The sequence below is a fragment of the Streptomyces sp. NBC_01255 genome, assembly GCF_036226445.1.
In the GTDB taxonomy this organism is placed as follows: Bacteria; Actinomycetota; Actinomycetes; order Streptomycetales; family Streptomycetaceae; genus Streptomyces.
The window spans coordinates 5,369,125-5,384,931 of record NZ_CP108474.1 but is presented as its reverse complement, the minus strand read 5'-3'; the positions used below and the strand labels follow the sequence as shown (position 1 = coordinate 5,384,931).

General features: G+C 71.1%; 12 protein-coding genes, 1 other RNA gene and 2 pseudogenes. 3 read left to right on the top strand and 12 right to left on the bottom strand.

Annotation, left to right across the window (positions count from 1 at the left end; genetic code table 11):
* Window positions 1–135: 135 nt before the first annotated feature.
* From OG357_RS24380 to OG357_RS24355, 6 genes are all read right to left on the bottom strand, one after another.
* Complete coding sequence (locus tag OG357_RS24380) at window positions 136–1,560, bottom strand: NAD-dependent malic enzyme (protein ID WP_329623174.1); 1,425 nt, start codon at window positions 1,558–1,560, stop codon at window positions 136–138.
* A gap of 389 nt (window positions 1,561–1,949) precedes the next feature.
* A complete protein-coding gene (locus tag OG357_RS24375) occupies window positions 1,950–4,301 on the bottom strand; it encodes a HelD family protein (RefSeq protein WP_329623173.1) in 2,352 nt (783 codons plus the stop codon).
* A gap of 63 nt (window positions 4,302–4,364) precedes the next feature.
* A complete protein-coding gene (locus tag OG357_RS24370) occupies window positions 4,365–4,928 on the bottom strand; it encodes a GNAT family N-acetyltransferase (RefSeq protein ID WP_329623172.1) in 564 nt (187 codons plus the stop codon).
* A gap of 33 nt (window positions 4,929–4,961) precedes the next feature.
* A complete protein-coding gene (locus OG357_RS24365; protein WP_329623171.1) occupies window positions 4,962–6,101 on the bottom strand; it encodes a uroporphyrinogen-III synthase in 1,140 nt (379 codons plus the stop codon).
* Between the two features lie 84 nt (window positions 6,102–6,185).
* Entirely contained in the window at window positions 6,186–7,568 is a 1,383-nt protein-coding gene (locus OG357_RS24360) for a nitrate/nitrite transporter (RefSeq protein WP_329623170.1), read from the bottom strand.
* Window positions 7,569–7,720: 152 nt separating this feature from the next.
* Window positions 7,721–8,689 (bottom strand): LysR family transcriptional regulator, encoded by a 969-nt coding sequence (locus OG357_RS24355; protein WP_329623169.1) that lies wholly within the window; start codon window positions 8,687–8,689, stop codon window positions 7,721–7,723.
* 83 nt (window positions 8,690–8,772) lie between these two features.
* Between OG357_RS24355 and OG357_RS24350 the strand changes: the two genes are divergently transcribed.
* From OG357_RS24350 to OG357_RS24340, 3 genes and pseudogenes are all read left to right on the top strand, one after another.
* Complete coding sequence (locus OG357_RS24350) at window positions 8,773–10,062, top strand: MFS transporter (protein ID WP_329623168.1); 1,290 nt, start codon at window positions 8,773–8,775, stop codon at window positions 10,060–10,062.
* Window positions 10,063–10,127: 65 nt separating this feature from the next.
* Window positions 10,128–10,412: a type II toxin-antitoxin system Phd/YefM family antitoxin gene (locus tag OG357_RS24345; RefSeq protein WP_329623167.1), complete on the top strand. Its 285-nt coding sequence runs from the start codon at window positions 10,128–10,130 to the stop codon at window positions 10,410–10,412.
* Window positions 10,400–10,600 (top strand): annotated as a pseudogene (locus tag OG357_RS24340) (Txe/YoeB family addiction module toxin); the annotation flags it as partial. The gene OG357_RS24345 and the pseudogene OG357_RS24340, both read left to right, overlap by 13 nt.
* A 48-nt stretch (window positions 10,601–10,648) precedes the next feature.
* Here OG357_RS24340 and OG357_RS38870 read toward each other — a convergent pair.
* From OG357_RS38870 to ftsE, 6 genes and pseudogenes are all read right to left on the bottom strand, one after another.
* Window positions 10,649–11,681: pseudogene (locus OG357_RS38870) on the bottom strand (RNA-guided endonuclease InsQ/TnpB family protein).
* 166 nt (window positions 11,682–11,847) lie between these two features.
* Window positions 11,848–12,240, bottom strand: a transfer-messenger RNA (tmRNA) gene (gene ssrA / locus OG357_RS24330).
* 108 nt (window positions 12,241–12,348) lie between these two features.
* Complete coding sequence (smpB, locus tag OG357_RS24325) at window positions 12,349–12,891, bottom strand: SsrA-binding protein SmpB (RefSeq protein WP_329623166.1); 543 nt, start codon at window positions 12,889–12,891, stop codon at window positions 12,349–12,351.
* Between the two features lie 18 nt (window positions 12,892–12,909).
* Window positions 12,910–14,082, bottom strand: a complete 1,173-nt coding sequence (locus OG357_RS24320; RefSeq protein WP_329623165.1) for a S41 family peptidase — start codon at window positions 14,080–14,082, stop codon at window positions 12,910–12,912.
* Between the two features lie 78 nt (window positions 14,083–14,160).
* Complete coding sequence (ftsX, locus tag OG357_RS24315) at window positions 14,161–15,078, bottom strand: permease-like cell division protein FtsX (RefSeq protein WP_329623164.1); 918 nt, start codon at window positions 15,076–15,078, stop codon at window positions 14,161–14,163.
* A 23-nt stretch (window positions 15,079–15,101) separates the two neighbouring features.
* Window positions 15,102–15,791: a cell division ATP-binding protein FtsE gene (ftsE, locus tag OG357_RS24310; RefSeq protein WP_317595834.1), complete on the bottom strand. Its 690-nt coding sequence runs from the start codon at window positions 15,789–15,791 to the stop codon at window positions 15,102–15,104.
* Window positions 15,792–15,807 lie beyond the last annotated feature (16 nt).

Genomic DNA, 15,807 nt, shown 5'->3' with positions numbered 1-15,807 from the left:
GACGTTCCGTCGACTCCACGATTTCCGTGCGGAGCCGAAAAGCCACCCTAAAGGCGGGTTTGCGGCATCGCGAATCGCGACGCGCCGTCAGCGCGCGCTCGACACGTACGGTCGGCGCGCGCCCGGCACACGGCGTCAACGCCCGTTCGACCCCGCGCCCGCGGCCTTGGCCGCGGTGCGCACGGCTCCGGCGACCGCGCCCGCGACCTTGTCGTTGAAGACCGACGGGATGATGTAGTTCGGGTTGAGCTCGTCCTCGGTGACGACGTCGGCGAGGGCCGAGGCCGCCGCCAGCATCATCTCCGTGTTGACGGTACGGGACTGGGCGTCGAGGAGGCCGCGGAAGACACCCGGGAAGACCAGCACGTTGTTGATCTGGTTCGGGAAGTCCGAGCGGCCCGTGGCGACGACGGCGGCCGTCTGGCGCGCGGCGGCCGGGTCGACCTCCGGGTCGGGGTTCGCGAGCGCGAACACGATGGCGCCCTCCGCCATGGCGGCGACGTCCTCGGCGCCCAGCAGGTTCGGGGCCGACACGCCGATGAAGACGTCCGCGCCGACGACGGCCTGCTTGAGGGTGCCGGTGACGCCCTCGGGGTTGGTGTTGTCGGCGATCCAGCGCAGCGGCGAGTCGGCCGGGGCGTCCACGAGGTCCGCGCGGTCCGCGTGCACGACGCCCTGGATGTCGGCGACGACGGCGTGCTTGACGCCCGCCGCGATGAGCAGCTTGAGGATGGCCGTACCGGCCGCGCCGGCACCGGACATGACGACCCGTACGTCACCGATGCCCTTGCTCACCACGCGCAGCGCGTTGGTGAGGGCGGCGAGGACGACGATGGCCGTGCCGTGCTGGTCGTCGTGGAAGACGGGGATGTCGAGGGCCTCGCGCAGCCGGGCCTCGATCTCGAAGCAGCGGGGCGCCGAGATGTCCTCCAGGTTGATGCCCGCGAAGCCGGGGGCGATCGCCTTGACGATCGCGACGATCTCGTCGGTGTCCTGGGTGTCGAGGCAGAGCGGCCAGGCGTCGATGTCGGCGAAGCGCTTGAAGAGGGCGGCCTTGCCCTCCATGACCGGCATGGCGGCCATCGGGCCGATGTTGCCGAGGCCGAGGACGGCGGAGCCGTCGGTGACGACCGCGACGGTGTTGCGCTTGATGGTGAGGCGGCGGGCGTCCTCGGGGTTCTCGGCGATCGCCATGCACACCCGGGCGACGCCCGGCGTGTAGATCATCGAGAGGTCGTCACGGTTCCGGATGGGGTGCTTGGACGCCATCTCGATCTTGCCGCCGAGGTGCATCAGGAACGTACGGTCGGAGACCTTGCCGAGGACGACACCCTCGATGGTGCGGAGCTGCTCGACGATCTCGTCGGCGTGCGCCGTGGAGGTCGCGGCGATGGTGACGTCGATCCGCAGCTTCTCGTGGCCGGAGGCGGTCACGTCGAGGCCGGTGACGGATCCGCCGTGGGACTCCACCGCCGTGGTGAGCTGGGAGACCGCGGTTCCGCTCGCGGGAACCTCCAGCCGGACCGTCATCGAATACGAGACGCTGGGCGCCGTTGCCATGGCCGAGTTCCTCTGCTTTCCCTGAGCTTCGTTGCTACGCCGCCCCGGCTGGTTGCCTGGCGGCGCCCTCCGATGGTCGCACCTACCTGCCGGTAGCAGGTAATGCGGTCATTTTGTTTTCGGAAAGTAGTTTCCACCATACGAGAAGTCTCGGGGGAACAGAAGAGGCTCCAGTCACCGGAGGTGACTGGAGCCTCATTTTTGTACGTATGTCTAAATGGCACCGACCCGCCATGCTCGCCTCGCGGCAAGTGGTCCCTCTAAGGGACGAAGGTTGGGCCCGGGGGCTTGGATCGAGCCGGTGCCACGACAAGGCTAACAAACCACCCTGGATAGTGATTCCAGCGCCACAGGTTGACTGGAAATCAACCCCGGGACGGCGCGGGAGCTCAGTCCCGGAGCAGGTCCGGCACCCCCGCCTCGTCCGGCATGTCCCCCGCCGCCGCGACCACCGTGAGCTGCTGCGTCGCACGCGTCAGCGCCACGTAGAGCACCCGCAGGCCGGCCGGCGACTCGTCCGCGATCTCCGCGGGCGAGACGACCACCGTCGCGTCGTACTCCAGGCCCTTCGCCTCCAGGGAGCCGAGCGCCACCACCCGGTCGCCCAGCTCGGCGAGCCAGCGGGCGGCCTCCGCGCGCCGGTTCATGGCGACGACGACGCCCACCGTGCCCTCGACCCGCTCCAGGAGCAGAGCGGCCTCGGACCGAACGGTTTCGGCCAAGTCCGCCTTCCCCGACGTCTCCCGAACCGGGACGAACCGGGGCTCGACGCCCGTCGAGCGGACCGCGCGCGGCGACTCCTTGCCCGGCATGGCGAGGGCGAGGACCTTGGCGGCGAGCTCGGCGATCTCCGCCGGGTTCCGGTAGTTCACGGTCAGCTCGAAGCGGCGCCGCGGCCGGCTGCCGAGGGCCTCGTCCCGCGCCTCGGCGGCCTCGTCCGGGTCCGACCAGGAGGACTGCGCCGGGTCGCCGACGACCGTCCAGGTGGCGTGCCGGCCGCGCCGCCCGACCATCCGCCACTGCATGGGCGTGAGGTCCTGCGCCTCGTCGACGATGACGTGCGCATACTCGGTGCGCTCGGCGGCGAGCCGCTCGGCCCGCTCGCGCTGCGTCTCCTCCCGTACGGGCATGAGCTCTTCCAGGCCCGAGAGCTGGTCCAGCGGGTCGTACTCCCGCTTCTTGCGGGGCCGGGCCGGCGCGCCGACCAGGGTGTGCAGCTCGTCGAGGAGCGCCACGTCGTGGACGGAGAGCTCCCGGCGGCGCAGCGAGCGGGCGAGCCGCCGCACCTCGCCCGGGTTGAGGATCCGGCGGGCCCAGCGGCCGAGCCGCCGCTCGTCGGCCATCGCGTCGAGCACCTTGCGCGGGGTGAGCTCGGGCCACCAGGCGTCGAGGAAGCCGAGGAAGGAGTCCTCGGTGGAGACGTCCTCGTCGAAGGAGGAGCGCAGCTCGGCCGCGAGCTCGGGGTCGCTGTGCCGGCCGACGGCGCCGGACTTGGCGTAGAGCGCGTCGAGGAGCAGCCGGCGGGCGCGCGGGCGCAGCAGGTTGACGGGGGCGGTGCCGCCGAGGACGTTGTGGCGGATGCGCCGGAGGTCGTCGGCCTCCAGCTCGATCCGGCGGCCGAAGGCGACGACCCGGAGCCGGGTGGGCGTTCCGGTGGGCTCGGCGGGCTCCTCGCCGAACTCCAGCTGGTCCCCGGCGGCCGGCCGGCGGGGCGCCGGGGTCTCCAGGGCGCCCCTGGCCGCCTTCCGCAGGACGTGGAGCATGCGGGAGGAGCCCTTGATGCGGGCGACGGCCGGTTCGTCGTAGGCGGTGGCCTCGCAGCCGTCGACGAGGCTGCCGACGGCGCGGATCGCGACCTGGCCCTCCTCGCCGAGGGAGGGCAGGACGCCCTCGGTGTACGAGACGAGGAGCGGGGTCGGCGAGACGATGAGGATGCCGCCCGCGTACCGCCGCCGGTCCTGGTAGAGCAGATAGGCCGCCCGGTGCAGGGCGACGGCGGTCTTGCCGGTGCCGGGGCCGCCCTCCACGTACGTGACGGAGGCGGCGGGCGCGCGGATGACGAGGTCCTGCTCCGCCTGGATGGAGGAGACGATGTCCCGCATGGTGTGGCTGCGGGCCTGGCCGAGGGCGGCCATCAGGGCGCCGTCGCCGATCACGGGCAGCTCGCGCCCGTCGAGGGTGGCCCGCAGCTCGGGGCGCATGAGGTCGTCCTCGACGCCGAGGACCCTGCGGCCCTTGGAGCGGATGACGCGGCGGCGCACGACCCGGCCCGGGTCGACCGGGGTCGACCGGTAGAAGGGCGCGGCGGCGGGCGCGCGCCAGTCGATCACCAAGGGGGCGTAGTCGGAGTCGAGGACGCCGATCCGCCCGATGTGGAGGGTCTCGCCGATGTCGGCGGTGTTGTCCTGGCGTACGGCGTCCTCGGCGGGCTCCACGGAGGTGTACGCGCCGTCGGGTCCCTTCTTGCCGTCCTTGCCGTACAGCAGGTCGATCCGCCCGAAGAGGAAGTCCTCGAACTCGTTGTTGAGCCTGTTGAGGTGGATGCCGGCGCGGAACACCTGCGCGTCGCGCTCGGCGAGGGCGCCGGGCGTGCCGACCTGGCCCCGCTGGGCGGCGTCGTTCATCAGGAACTCCGCTTCGTGGATCTTCTCCTCCAGCCGGCGGTAGACCTGATCCAGATGTTCCTGCTCGACACCGATCTCACGGTCTCTGACCGTGTCCACGGCTTCCTGCGCGGCCACCTAAGGCCCCCTTCTGACGTGCACTGGGCAGCCGTCGAGCGTACGCCACCGGGGGGCACCGTGTCAGGCGCGATCACCGTTCACCGGGAGGGATCCCGGAAAGCCGGGCGGCGGGTCGTCGTGCAGGAGCCGCTGGAAGAGGTGGTGGTCGCGCCACTCCCCGGCGATGTGGAGGTAGCGGGGCGCGGTGCCGATCTGCACGAACCCGCCCTTGTCCAGGACCCGTTGGGAGACGACGTGGTCGAGGACGGTGCACGCCTCGATCCGGTGGAGGCCGAGCTCCTCGCGGGCGGCGCGGCAGGCTTCCTCGAGGAGGGCGGTGGCCACGCCCCGCCCGGTGTACTCGTGATCGACCCAGTAGCCGAGCGAGCCGCTGCGGAACGGCCCGAGGACGATGCCGGAGAGGGTCGCGGAGCCGACCACCCGGTCCCCGTCGACCGCGAACCACCGCACCCCGCCGTCCACGAGCCGCTCGGCCTGCCCCTCGGCCGTGTAGTACCGCTCGGGCCGGTAGGGCTCCCAGGGCTTCATGTGCTCCCGGTTCCGCAGCAGCGCGGCGGCGAGCGCCTCCGCGTCGGCGGGGCCGGCCGGGTCGGCGGGGCGGATACGGAGGCCATCGGCGATCATCCCCGTACCGTAACGCCCGCTTCCCGGACGGCTCTACGGCGTGTCGTACTTGTCGTCCGCGGCCGGGTCCAGGGCCAGCCGGTAGCCGCGCTTGACGACGGTCTGGATCAGTTTCGGGGTGCCGAGCGCCGTCCGGAGACGGGCCATCGCCGTCTCCACCGCGTGCTCGTCGCGGCCGGCGCCGGGCAGCGCCCGCAGCAGGTCGGCCCGGGAGACCACCCAGCCGGGGCGGCGGGCGAGCAGCCCCAGGAGGGCCATCCCGGCAGGCGGGACGGGGCGCAGGCCGCCGTCGACGAGGACCGCGTGGCCGCGGACCTCCACCCGGTGGCCGGCGACCGGCAGGACCCGGGCGCGGGCCGGGAGCTCCTTGCAGAGCAGCTGGACGAGCGGGCCGAGCCGGAACCGCTCCGGCTGGTACGTGACGATGCCCTCGGCCTGGAGCGGGAGCGCCGTCACGGGCCCCACGCACACCGCGAGCACGTCGTGCCGGAGCGCGGCGACGAGTTCGGCCCGTACGCCCCTCTCCTCCGCCCGGGAGAAGAGGGAGGCGGCGGCCGGGGCGCTGGTGAAGGTCACCGCGTCCAGGGTGCGGGCGAGGGTCGCGTCGAGGATCCGGTCCAGCGGGCCGAGGTCCTCCGGGGGCATCCAGCGGTAGACGGGGACGCCGACGACCTCGGCGCCGCCGGCCGTGAGGGCCTCCACGAAGCCGGGCAGCGGCTCCCCGTGCAGCTGGAGCGCGATGCGCCGGCCGGCCACGCCCTCGGCGAGGAGCCGGTCGAGGACCTCGGCCATGGACTCCGAGGAGGGCGACCAGGACTCGGTGAGTCCGGCGGCCCGTACGGCTCCCTTGACCTTCGGGCCCCGGGCGAGGAGCTCGACCTGCCGCAGGACGGCGAGGAGGTCGTCGCCGTACCCCCAGCCGTCGGCGGCCTCGACCCAGCCCCGGAAGCCGATCGCCGTGGTGGCGACGACGACGTCCGGGGCGTGGGCGATGAGTTCCTTGGTGGCGGCGAGGAGCTCGGTGTCGTCAGCGAGGGGCACGATCCGCAGGGCGGGGCCGTGGACGACGGCCGCGCCGCGCCGGCGCAGCAGCGCGATGAGTTCGTCCGCGCGCCGCGCCGCGGTGACACCGACCGTGAAGCCGGCGAGGGGGCCGTGTTCTTGCTCGTCCATGGGGCCAGAGCCTGACGGGGATGCGTGACGGACTCGGTTCGCGCGTATTTCCTGGTCGTTACGGTCCGCGCCGGGCACCGTGGATCACACCTTCGCGTATCCGGGCCGGGTCCGCTCGTCGACGACCTCGCCCGTGGTCCCGTCCGCGGCCCCTTCCGCGGTCTCGGGCACGGCCGTCGGCCGCCGAAGGTATACCGCCCAGGTGACGACGATGCAGGCGGCGTAGAAGGCGAGGAAGGCGACGAAGGCGCCGGTGCCGGTGCCGGCGGTCTGGAAGGACTGGCGGAAGGCGAGGTTGATGCCGAGTCCGCCGAGCGCGCCGACGGCCCCGATGAGGCCCATGGAGGCCCCGGAGAGCCGCCGCCCGTAGGCCTCGGCCGCGTCCCCGGAGAGGCCCTTGCGGTGCCCCTGGGCGAGGAAGATCGCCGGGATCATCTTGTACGTGGAGCCGTTGCCGAGGCCGCTGAGGACGAAGAGGCCGATGAAGCCGACGAGGAAGACGGCGAGCGACTCGGCGACGGAGGCGTAGATCACCACTCCGGTCGCGGCGGCCATCGCCACGAACGTCCACAGGGTGATGCGGGCGCCGCCGTGCCGGTCGGCGAGGGAGCCGCCGATCGGCCGGATGAGGGAACCGAGGAGCGGGCCGACGAAGGTGAGCGAGGCGGCCTGGAGCGGGGTGCGTCCGAACTGGGTCTGGAGCACGAGGCCGAAGGCGAAGCTGTAGCCGATGAACGAGCCGAAGGTGCCGATGTACAGGAAGGCCATGATCCAGGTGTGGCGGGCCCTCACGGCCTCCTTCGCGGCGCCGGTGTCGTTCTTGACGGGGGCGAGGTTGTCCATGAAGAGCGCGGCGCACACGGCGGCGACGACGATCAGGGGCAGGTAGACGCCGAGCACGATCCTCGGGTGCATGGCCCCGGCGGTGCCGATGACGAGCAGGCCGACGAGCTGCACGACGGGGACGCCGATGTTGCCGCCGCCCGCGTTGAGCCCGAGTGCCCAGCCCTTCTTCCGCAGCGGGAAGAAGGCGTTGATGTTGGTCATGGAGGAGGCGAAGTTGCCGCCGCCGACGCCGGTGAGCGCGGCCACCAGGACGAACGTCGTGTACGAGGTGCCGGGCTCCATCACCGCGAAGGCGAAGCCGGCGGGCAGCAGGAGCAACAGGGCGCTGAAGACGGTCCAGTTGCGGCCGCCGAAGCGGGCGACGGCGAAGGTGTACGGGATCCGGATCAGCGCGCCGACGAAGGTGGCGGTGGCGATCAGGAAGAACTTGCCGGCCGGGTCGACGCCGTACTGCGGCCCCATGAAGAGCACCATGACGGACCACAGGCTCCAGATGGAGAAGCCGATGTGCTCGGAGAGCACGGAGAAGATCAGGTTCCGCCGCGCGATCCGCTCCCCCTTCTCACGCCAGAAGGTCTCGTCCTCCGGCTCCCACTGCTCGATCCACCGGCCGCCGCCCATGTCGTACCTCCGCGGGTGTCGGGTCCTGGGGCGTCCACAGCCCCGGTCCACCTGACGCCGACGCTAGGGAGGCCGCGTTTCAGCCCGGTGCCGCGACGTGACGGCGACGGAACCTTGCTCTCACCCGGCGCGCGACGGCTCTGTGAGCGCCCCTACGGCACCCCCGGCTCCCCCTCCGGGAGCCAGGAGCCGGGTGGGCGGGTCGGCCAGCCCTCGCGGGCGCCGATCTCCGCGGCGGCGGTCCGCAGGGCGTCCAGGCCGCTGTGGCGCAGCCCCTTGCGCCACACCAGGCTCACAGGTGACAGGGGTACGGGGTCGACGAGGGGCCGGAGGACGCAGCCCGGCATGGGCGGGAAGTCGACGACGGCGAGGACCGGGTTGCGGTGCTTGGCCATGATCCGGCGGAACTCCTCGTGGCCGATCGCGAGCGGCGCGGGCGCGGCGACCTCGATCCCGCGCCCGGCGAAGAGCCGCGCGGCGAGGTCGGTCCACTCGGGCGTGCGGTCGTTGCCCGCGCCCGCGTAGACCTGCTCCCCGGCGAGCCGGGCGAGCGGCACCTCGGGGAGAGCGGCGAGCTCGTGGTCCTCGGGGAGGATCACGGCCATCCGCTCGTACCGCACGAACTGGGAGTCGAGCCGCGCCCTGAGGTCGGCGGCCAGCCCTCCGTACCGGCCGAAGGAGGTGTCGAGCCGCCCTGCGAGGATCTCCCGCGCGGCGCCGGTCAGTCCGCTCTCGTAGCGGGCCATCAGCTCCTGCTCGGGGGCGAGTTCGCGGGCCCGGTGCAGGATGCGCTCCTGGGCGAGGCCGGGGGTGTTGAGGTCGACGAGCAGCGGCCGGGGCGTGGCGCGGAAGGCGTCGCCGAGCTCGTCGTGGGCGGCCAACACCCTTCGTGCGTACGGGAGGAGGCGTTCACCGTCGGGGGTGAGGGCGACCTGCCGGGTGGTCCGCACGAAGAGCTCGGCGCCCAACTCCCTCTCCAGGCGCCGGATGTCACGGCTGAGGGCCTGCTGGGCGAGGTAGAGGCGGGCGGCGGCACGGGTGAAGTGCAGCTCCTCGGCGACGGCGGTGAAGGCGCGCAGAAGGCGGGGGTCGATGTCATACGAGGGGCCGGAGAAGGTCACCGCCGCATTTAACAACACAGGTGCGTGAATGGCCACCGATCAGGTGTTGGACCCCCCGGCCCCCCGCCCGCGAACCTTGATCCATGCCGCAACCGGACCTCACCCTCACCCCGGCGGGCCCGGCCCTCGCCCCTCGCTACAGCGAACACCGCACCGCCGGGCACCGGGACTCCGACCGCCGGACCGCCGTACGCCGGAGCTCGCCCCGCAACCCCTACCTCCGCCTCTTCACCCTCCCCGGCACCCGCGCCTTCACCGCCGGCAATCTGATCGCCCGGCTGCCCATGGGCATGTTCGGCGTGAGCGCCGTGATCATGATCGCGGGCCGCTACGACTCCTACGCCCTGGCCGGTTCGGTCACCGCCACCGGCCTCGCCGCCGGGGCCCTGACGGCCCCCTGGATCGCCCGGCTCGTCGACCGGTACGGCCAGGCCCGTATCGCCGTCCCGGCCACGGCGTACGCGGTCCTGGGCCATCTGCTCCTGCTCCTCTGCGTCCACGAGAAGACCCCCGCCTGGACGCTCTTCCTCGTCACCGCCGCCACCGCGACCGCCCCGAACACCGGCGGCATGTCCCGGGCCCGCTGGGCGCACCTCCTCCGGGGCGACCGGGACGCCCTGCACACCGCCAACGCCTTCGAGCAGGCCACCGACGAACTCTGCTTCATGCTCGGCCCGGTGCTGGCCGCGCTCCTCTGCTCGACGCTCTTCCCGGAGGCGGGCACCCTCGCGGCCGCGGCTCTCTTCCTCACCGGCGTCCTGCTCTTCGCGGCCCAGCGCTCCACCGAGCCACCGATCGCCCCCCGCACCGCCACGGGCTCCCCGCTGCGGACCCGGGGCATGGTGCCGCTGCTCGCGGTCTTCCTCGCCACCGGCGCGGTCTTCGGCTCCATGGAGGTGGTGACCCTCGCGTACGTGGACGGCCCCGTCGCCGGCCCCGTCCTCGCCCTCCAGGCGGCCGGCTCCTGCGCGGCGGGCCTGCTCTACGGCCGCGCCCGCCGCACCGTCCGGCTCCGCACCTGCCTGGCCGCGATGGCCGTCCTGATGACGCTGCCGCTGCTCGCCGCCACGACCGGCTCGCTCCTCGCGCTCGCGGGCGGCCTGCTGCTGGCGGGCATGGCGACGGCCCCGACGATGGTCACGGGCATGGGCCTGGTCCAGCGCCTGACGCCCGCGTCCCAGCTCAACGAAGGCATGACCCTCGCGGTGACCGCCCTCCTCGCCGGCATCGCCGCGGGCTCCGCCACCGGCGGCTGGTCCGCCGACCACGCCCCCTTCCCCGCCTTCGGCTTCCTCGTCCCGCTCACGGCGGCCACCCTGGCGCTGATCCTCTGCGTGGCGACCACGACGACCGCCGGTCCTCCCGTCCGCTGAAGCCCGCGCGGGCTTCCGGTACCACTCTCGCACCCTGGTCTCGCACGAATCAGAGGAGTGGTGCCATGTCCATAAGTGCCAACGAAGCCAGGGCGACCCTGTTCCCCCTGATCGAGCGCGTCAACACCGACCACGCCCCGGTGCGCATCACCTCCGAGAGCGGCGACGCCGTCCTCATGTCGGCCGACGACTACGACTCCTGGCAGGAAACCGTCTACCTGCTCCGCTCTCCCGCCGACGTCACGCGCCTGATGGAAGCCGTGGCCCGCGACCGAGAGAGCTCGTCCGTGGTCACGAAGACCATTGACGAGCCGAGGGAGTTGGCCGGGGACGAGGGATCACCCGCCTGATCGGCGAGATCCAGCGCGACCCCTTCACCGGCATCGGCAAGCCCGAGCCGCTGCAGGGCGACCTGTCGGGCAGCTGGTCCCGCCGGATCGACGACGAGCACCGCCCCGCCTACCGGGCGGACGACAAGGAAGTCAACTTCTCGACTCTGAAGGACCGAGCTTGTCACCCGATCCGTGAAGGGCCGTGATTACAGGTGGAGCGCGGCTGGCTGTCGCGTTGTCCCCCGCGTCCGGAATCAGCGTGTGCTGACTCTGGGGCGATTGACCGCGCCCCGCTTCCACGCGGCGTCGCCTCGGTGGGCGATGTTGCGGGAGCCGTTGTGGTCCGCGTGCATGACGGCCCCGCAGGACCGGCAGACGAACCTTGCTTGAGTCACCCTGTTCGTACGGTGGGTGTGCCGGCACTCCGAGCACTGGCGCGAGGTGTTGCGCGCGTCCACGAAGACCACGGGCACCCCCGCCCGACGCGCCTTGTACTCGACGAAACCGCCGAGCTGGGCGAACGCCCAGGAATGCAGTCGTGCCCGCTGATCCCGCGCGCCGCGTCTCGCGGCGCCGGACACGCTTGAGGACGCGCTTCGCGCTCTTGGTGCGCTTCTTCTGCAGCTTCTGCCGCAGATCGCGGTGCCGCTGCCGGTACCGGTTGAGCCCGCGTCCGGCCATGATCTCGCCGTCCGAGGTGGTCGCGATGTTGACGATGCCCAGGTCCACGCCGAGGAACCCCTCCGGCTCGAACACCTCGGGCTCGGGCAGGTCGATGGTGGCGATCAGGAAGAACCTGCCGTCCCGCATCACCAGGTCGGATTCGCCTTTGCGGGAGGCCAGGAGTTCCATCGCCTGCTCGGAGCAGACGAACGGGATGTGCTTGATACGCCCCGCGACAGTCCAGATCGACACCGTACGGGCGTCGAGGTTCCACGTCAGGATGCGGTCGTCGAACGGCTGCGCCGCGTCCTCACGAAACCGGATCGGCTTCGCCTCCGCCCGAAGACGGCGATTCGAGCCCTCCCCGCCGAGGTTTCCGGCTTTCGTGTTCGCCTTCAGAGTGGCGTAGGCGTCGCACACCTTCTTCACCACCCGCACAGCGGGCTGGGCACCGAGGTCGTAGTCCGCCTTGAGCCGGTAGTACACCTCGTCCTGCAACATGTTCCGCCGCTTGAGGTCCTTGGCGAACGCCACCTCGGAAGCCTGGTTCGCGGCCCGGTTGCAGGCACGCAGGGTCGCCACCAGAGCATCCGCGTCTGCGCACCTCCGCCCGAGGAGCCCGATAACTCCCGGCGACTGAAGCCCAGCTTCCTCGGCAGAGGACAGGTGAGGACCCCCAAGGCCCGCTACCGCCAACGACACATGACAAAGGCCCGGCAGTCGTGCTGACTGCCAGGCCTTCGCCCACATGGGATGAGGTGTCCGAGCGGGGCTGGCCCCCTCGGACGCTCGGTGGAGATGGCGGGAATCGAACCCGCGTCCAACGGTACGGAAGCAGAGCTTCTCCGTGTGCAGTCCGCTACGAGTTTCTCAGCCCCGGAGATCACGCGGACAAGTCTCCGACGGGCTCAGTCACTGTTTGATTTCCCTCTAACCCCCGTGACCGGGGCTAGAGGTTTAGATCCCTAAATGACGCCAGGATCCGGGTCGGGACCACCCCCGGGCTGACGCTCCTCACAGAGGCTTCTTGTCGTTACCTAAAATTAGGCAGCGAGGGCGAAGCGGGAGTTATCGCTCTTGGAGTTGGCGATTATTGGTTGCGACATATGGTTAACGAGATCATTGCCGCTTCCTCGACACGCTTCCTCTGCATCGGTATCCGCTGTCGAAACCGATCATCCCCATGTTTATTTTTCAAAGTGCGCACCTTGCGGGGTGTGCACGGCCCATCGTACGTGACCGACGGGCGCCGTCGCCAGCGTATTAACGGCGACCGACGGGTACCGGCCGCCTACTGGCCGGCCTGGGCCGCCCGCTGCTTCCGCTTCGCCGCCGCGATCGCCCGGCTGGTCTCGCGCGTGTCCTGCTTCTCGCGGAGCGTCTGACGCTTGTCGAACTCCTTCTTGCCCTTGGCGAGCGCGATCTCGACCTTCACCCGGCTGCCCAGGAAGTACAGCGCGAGGGGCACGATCGTGTGACCGGTCTCCTTCGACTTCGCCTCCAGCTTGTCGATCTCCTCGCGGTGGAGCAGCAGCTTGCGCTTGCGCTTCGCCGAGTGGTTCGTCCAGCTGCCCTGGGTGTACTCCGGCACGTGGATGTTGTGCAGCCACGCCTCGTGGTTGTCGATCTGCACGAAGCCGTCGACCAGCGACGCCCGGCCCATCCGCAGCGACTTCACCTCGGTGCCCATGAGGACCACACCGCACTCGTACGTGTCGACGATGTGGTAGTCGTGGCGCGCCTTCTTGTTCTGCGCGATGAGCTTGCGCTCCGGCGCCTTGTCCGCGCTCTTCTTCGCAGGCTTGCCCTGCACGTTCACGAGTCCCTTTGCCATAGTGCGGCTATTTTCGCACTACGAGCCCCCTCCGAGGCCACTCAATACCGTACGAGCCTGTTCCTCGGCCTTCTCCGCCGCCGTCAGGTCGGGGGTGATGCCCCGGCCGTCCACCGCGTGCCCGGCGGGCGTGCGGTAGTGGCCGACGGTCAGCTCCGCGACGGAACCGTCCGGCAGCGCGCTCGGCATCTGCACCGAGCCCTTGCCGAAGGTCCGCGAGCCGACCGTGACGGCCCGGCCCCGGTCCTGCAGGGCGCCGGTGAGCAGCTCGGCCGCGCTCATCGTGCCGCCGTCGATCAGCGCCACCAGGGGCCGGCCGGTGTCGCCGCCCCCGTCCGCGTACACGGCCCGCTCCTCGCCCTCGACGTCGTACGTGGCGACGAGACCGCCGTCGAGGAACGCGGAGGCGGCGACGGCGGCCTCCGCGACCAGCCCTCCGGCGTTGCCCCGGAGGTCCAGGAGGACGCCGGCGCCGGCCGGGGCGTCCCGTACCGCGTCCCGTACGCGCGCGCCCGCGCCCTTGGTGAAGGCGGCCACCTTGATCAGGACCGCCCCGTCGTCGAGGCGGCGGACGGTGACCGGGTCCGTCGCGAGCCGAGCCCTGTGCAGGGTCTCCGTCCAGGCGGCGCGGCCGCGCTCGACCCGGAGGGCGACGGCCGATCCGGGGACGCCGTCGCCGCGGAGCAGGGAGACGACCTCGGAGACGGAGAGCCCGCCGACCGGGCGTCCGTCGACGGAGACGAGCCGGTCGCCGGCCCGGAGTCCGGCCCGCTCGGCGGGGCCGCCCGCCTGGACGCGGGTCACCCGCACCGCGGTGCCGTCGGCGGCCCGGCCGGCGGAGAGCCCGACACCCGTGTAGGCGCCGTCGAGGGCCTGCTCGAAGTCGGCGTACTCCTTCTTGTCGTACACCGCGCCCCAGCGGTCGCCGCTGCGGCTGACGAACTCCTCGGCGGCCTGCTTGCCGGACTTCCCGTCGGCCATGGCCGCGGCGGCGGCCCGGTTCAGGGCGGCGCGGTCCACCGTGGCCGTACGGGCGGAATCCGGCGACCGGTCATCCCCCGCGTCCCGCCGGGGCAGGGACCCGGTGGCGGCGGCGGTGGCGAGGACACCGGTGAAGACCAACGTCAGAACGGCCCCACGGAGCAGTCCGCGGGGCCGGATACAGAGGCGGTGATCGGCGTCGGCCGGCATGGCGCCCACTCTAGGACAAGGGAATGGCGCCGCACGGGCTTTGCCCGTACGACGCCATCCGCCGTCAGTGGTGTCTTCTCACACCTTCAGGTACTTGCGCAGCGCGATGAACGCGGCCACGGCCGGCATGAGCAGACCGATGGCGAGCACGAGCGGCAGCTTGGCGAGGACGGCGTCCCAGCCGATGAAGTTGACCAGCTGCATCTTCTCGGCGAGCGCGATGCCGTGGTCGATGAGGAAGTACCGGCCGACGAGCAGGAGCACACACGCGACGCCGCCGCCGAGGAGCCCGGCGAAGGCGGCCTCCATGATGAACGGCATCTGGATGTAGAAGCTGGACGCTCCGACGAGCCGCATGATGCCGGTCTCGCGGCGGCGGCTGAAGGCCGAGACACGGACGGTGTTGACGATCAGCATCAGCGCGATGACCAGCATCAGGCCCATGACGCAGAGCGCGGCGATGTTCATGCCGTTCATCAGGTCGAAGAGGTTCTGCAAGGTGTCCCGCTGGTCCTGGACGGACTCGACGCCGTCACGGCCGGCGAAGGCGGTGGCGACCACCTTGTACTTCTCCGGGTCCTTGAGCTTGACCCGGAACGACTCCTGCATCTGGTCCGGCGTGATGACGGAGGCGATGGCGGTGTCGCCGTACTCCTCCTTGTACCGCTTGAACGCCTCGTCGGTCGACTCCTGGTAGACGGACTCGACGATGTCCATCTCCTCGAGGTCGTCCTTGATCTGCTCCTTCTGCTGCGCCGTGACGGCACCCTTGGGGCACTTGGCCCCGTCGGCCGCGTCGGCCTTGTTGCAGAGGAAGATGGAGACGTTGACCTTGTCGTACCAGTAGTCCTTCATCGTGCTGACCTGCTCGCGCATGAGCAGGGCACCACCGAAAAGGGCGAGCGAGAGGGCCACGGAGATGATGACGGCGAAGGTCATCGTGAGATTGCGCCGGAGACCGACACCGATCTCCGAGAGCACGAACTGAGCGCGCATGGTGTGTTCTGTCCCCTACCTGCTCAGTGCTGGTATCCGTAGACGCCGCGTGACTGGTCGCGGACGAGGCGGCCCTTCTCCAGCTCTATGACGCGCTTGCGCATCTGGTCGACGATGTTCTGGTCGTGGGTCGCCATGACGACGGTGGTCCCTGTCCTGTTGATGCGGTCGAGCAGCTTCATGATGCCGACGGAGGTCTGCGGGTCGAGGTTGCCGGTGGGCTCGTCGGCGATCAGCAGCATCGGGCGGTTGACGAAGGCGCGGGCGATGGCGACGCGCTGCTGCTCACCACCGGAGAGCTCGCCGGGCCGCCGGTCCTCCTTGCCGCCGAGCCCGACCAGGTCGAGCACCTGCGGTACGGCCTTGCGGATCTCGCCGCGCGGCTTGCCGATGACCTCCTGGGCGAAGGCCACGTTCTCGGCGACGGTCTTGTTGGGAAGCAGACGGAAGTCCTGGAAGACGGTGCCGAGCTGGCGCCGCATGTGCGGCACCTTCCAGTTGGAGAGCCGGGCCAGGTCCTTGCCGAGGACGTGCACCTGGCCTTGGCTGGCGCGCTCCTCACGCAGGAGCAGCCGCAGGAAAGTCGACTTTCCGGAGCCGGACGAACCGACGAGGAAGACGAACTCCCCCTTCTCGATCTCCAGGGAGACATCCCGGAGCGCGGGGCGGTTCTGCTTCGGATAGGACTTGGATACGTTGTCGAATCGGATCACGGATGCACCACGGTCG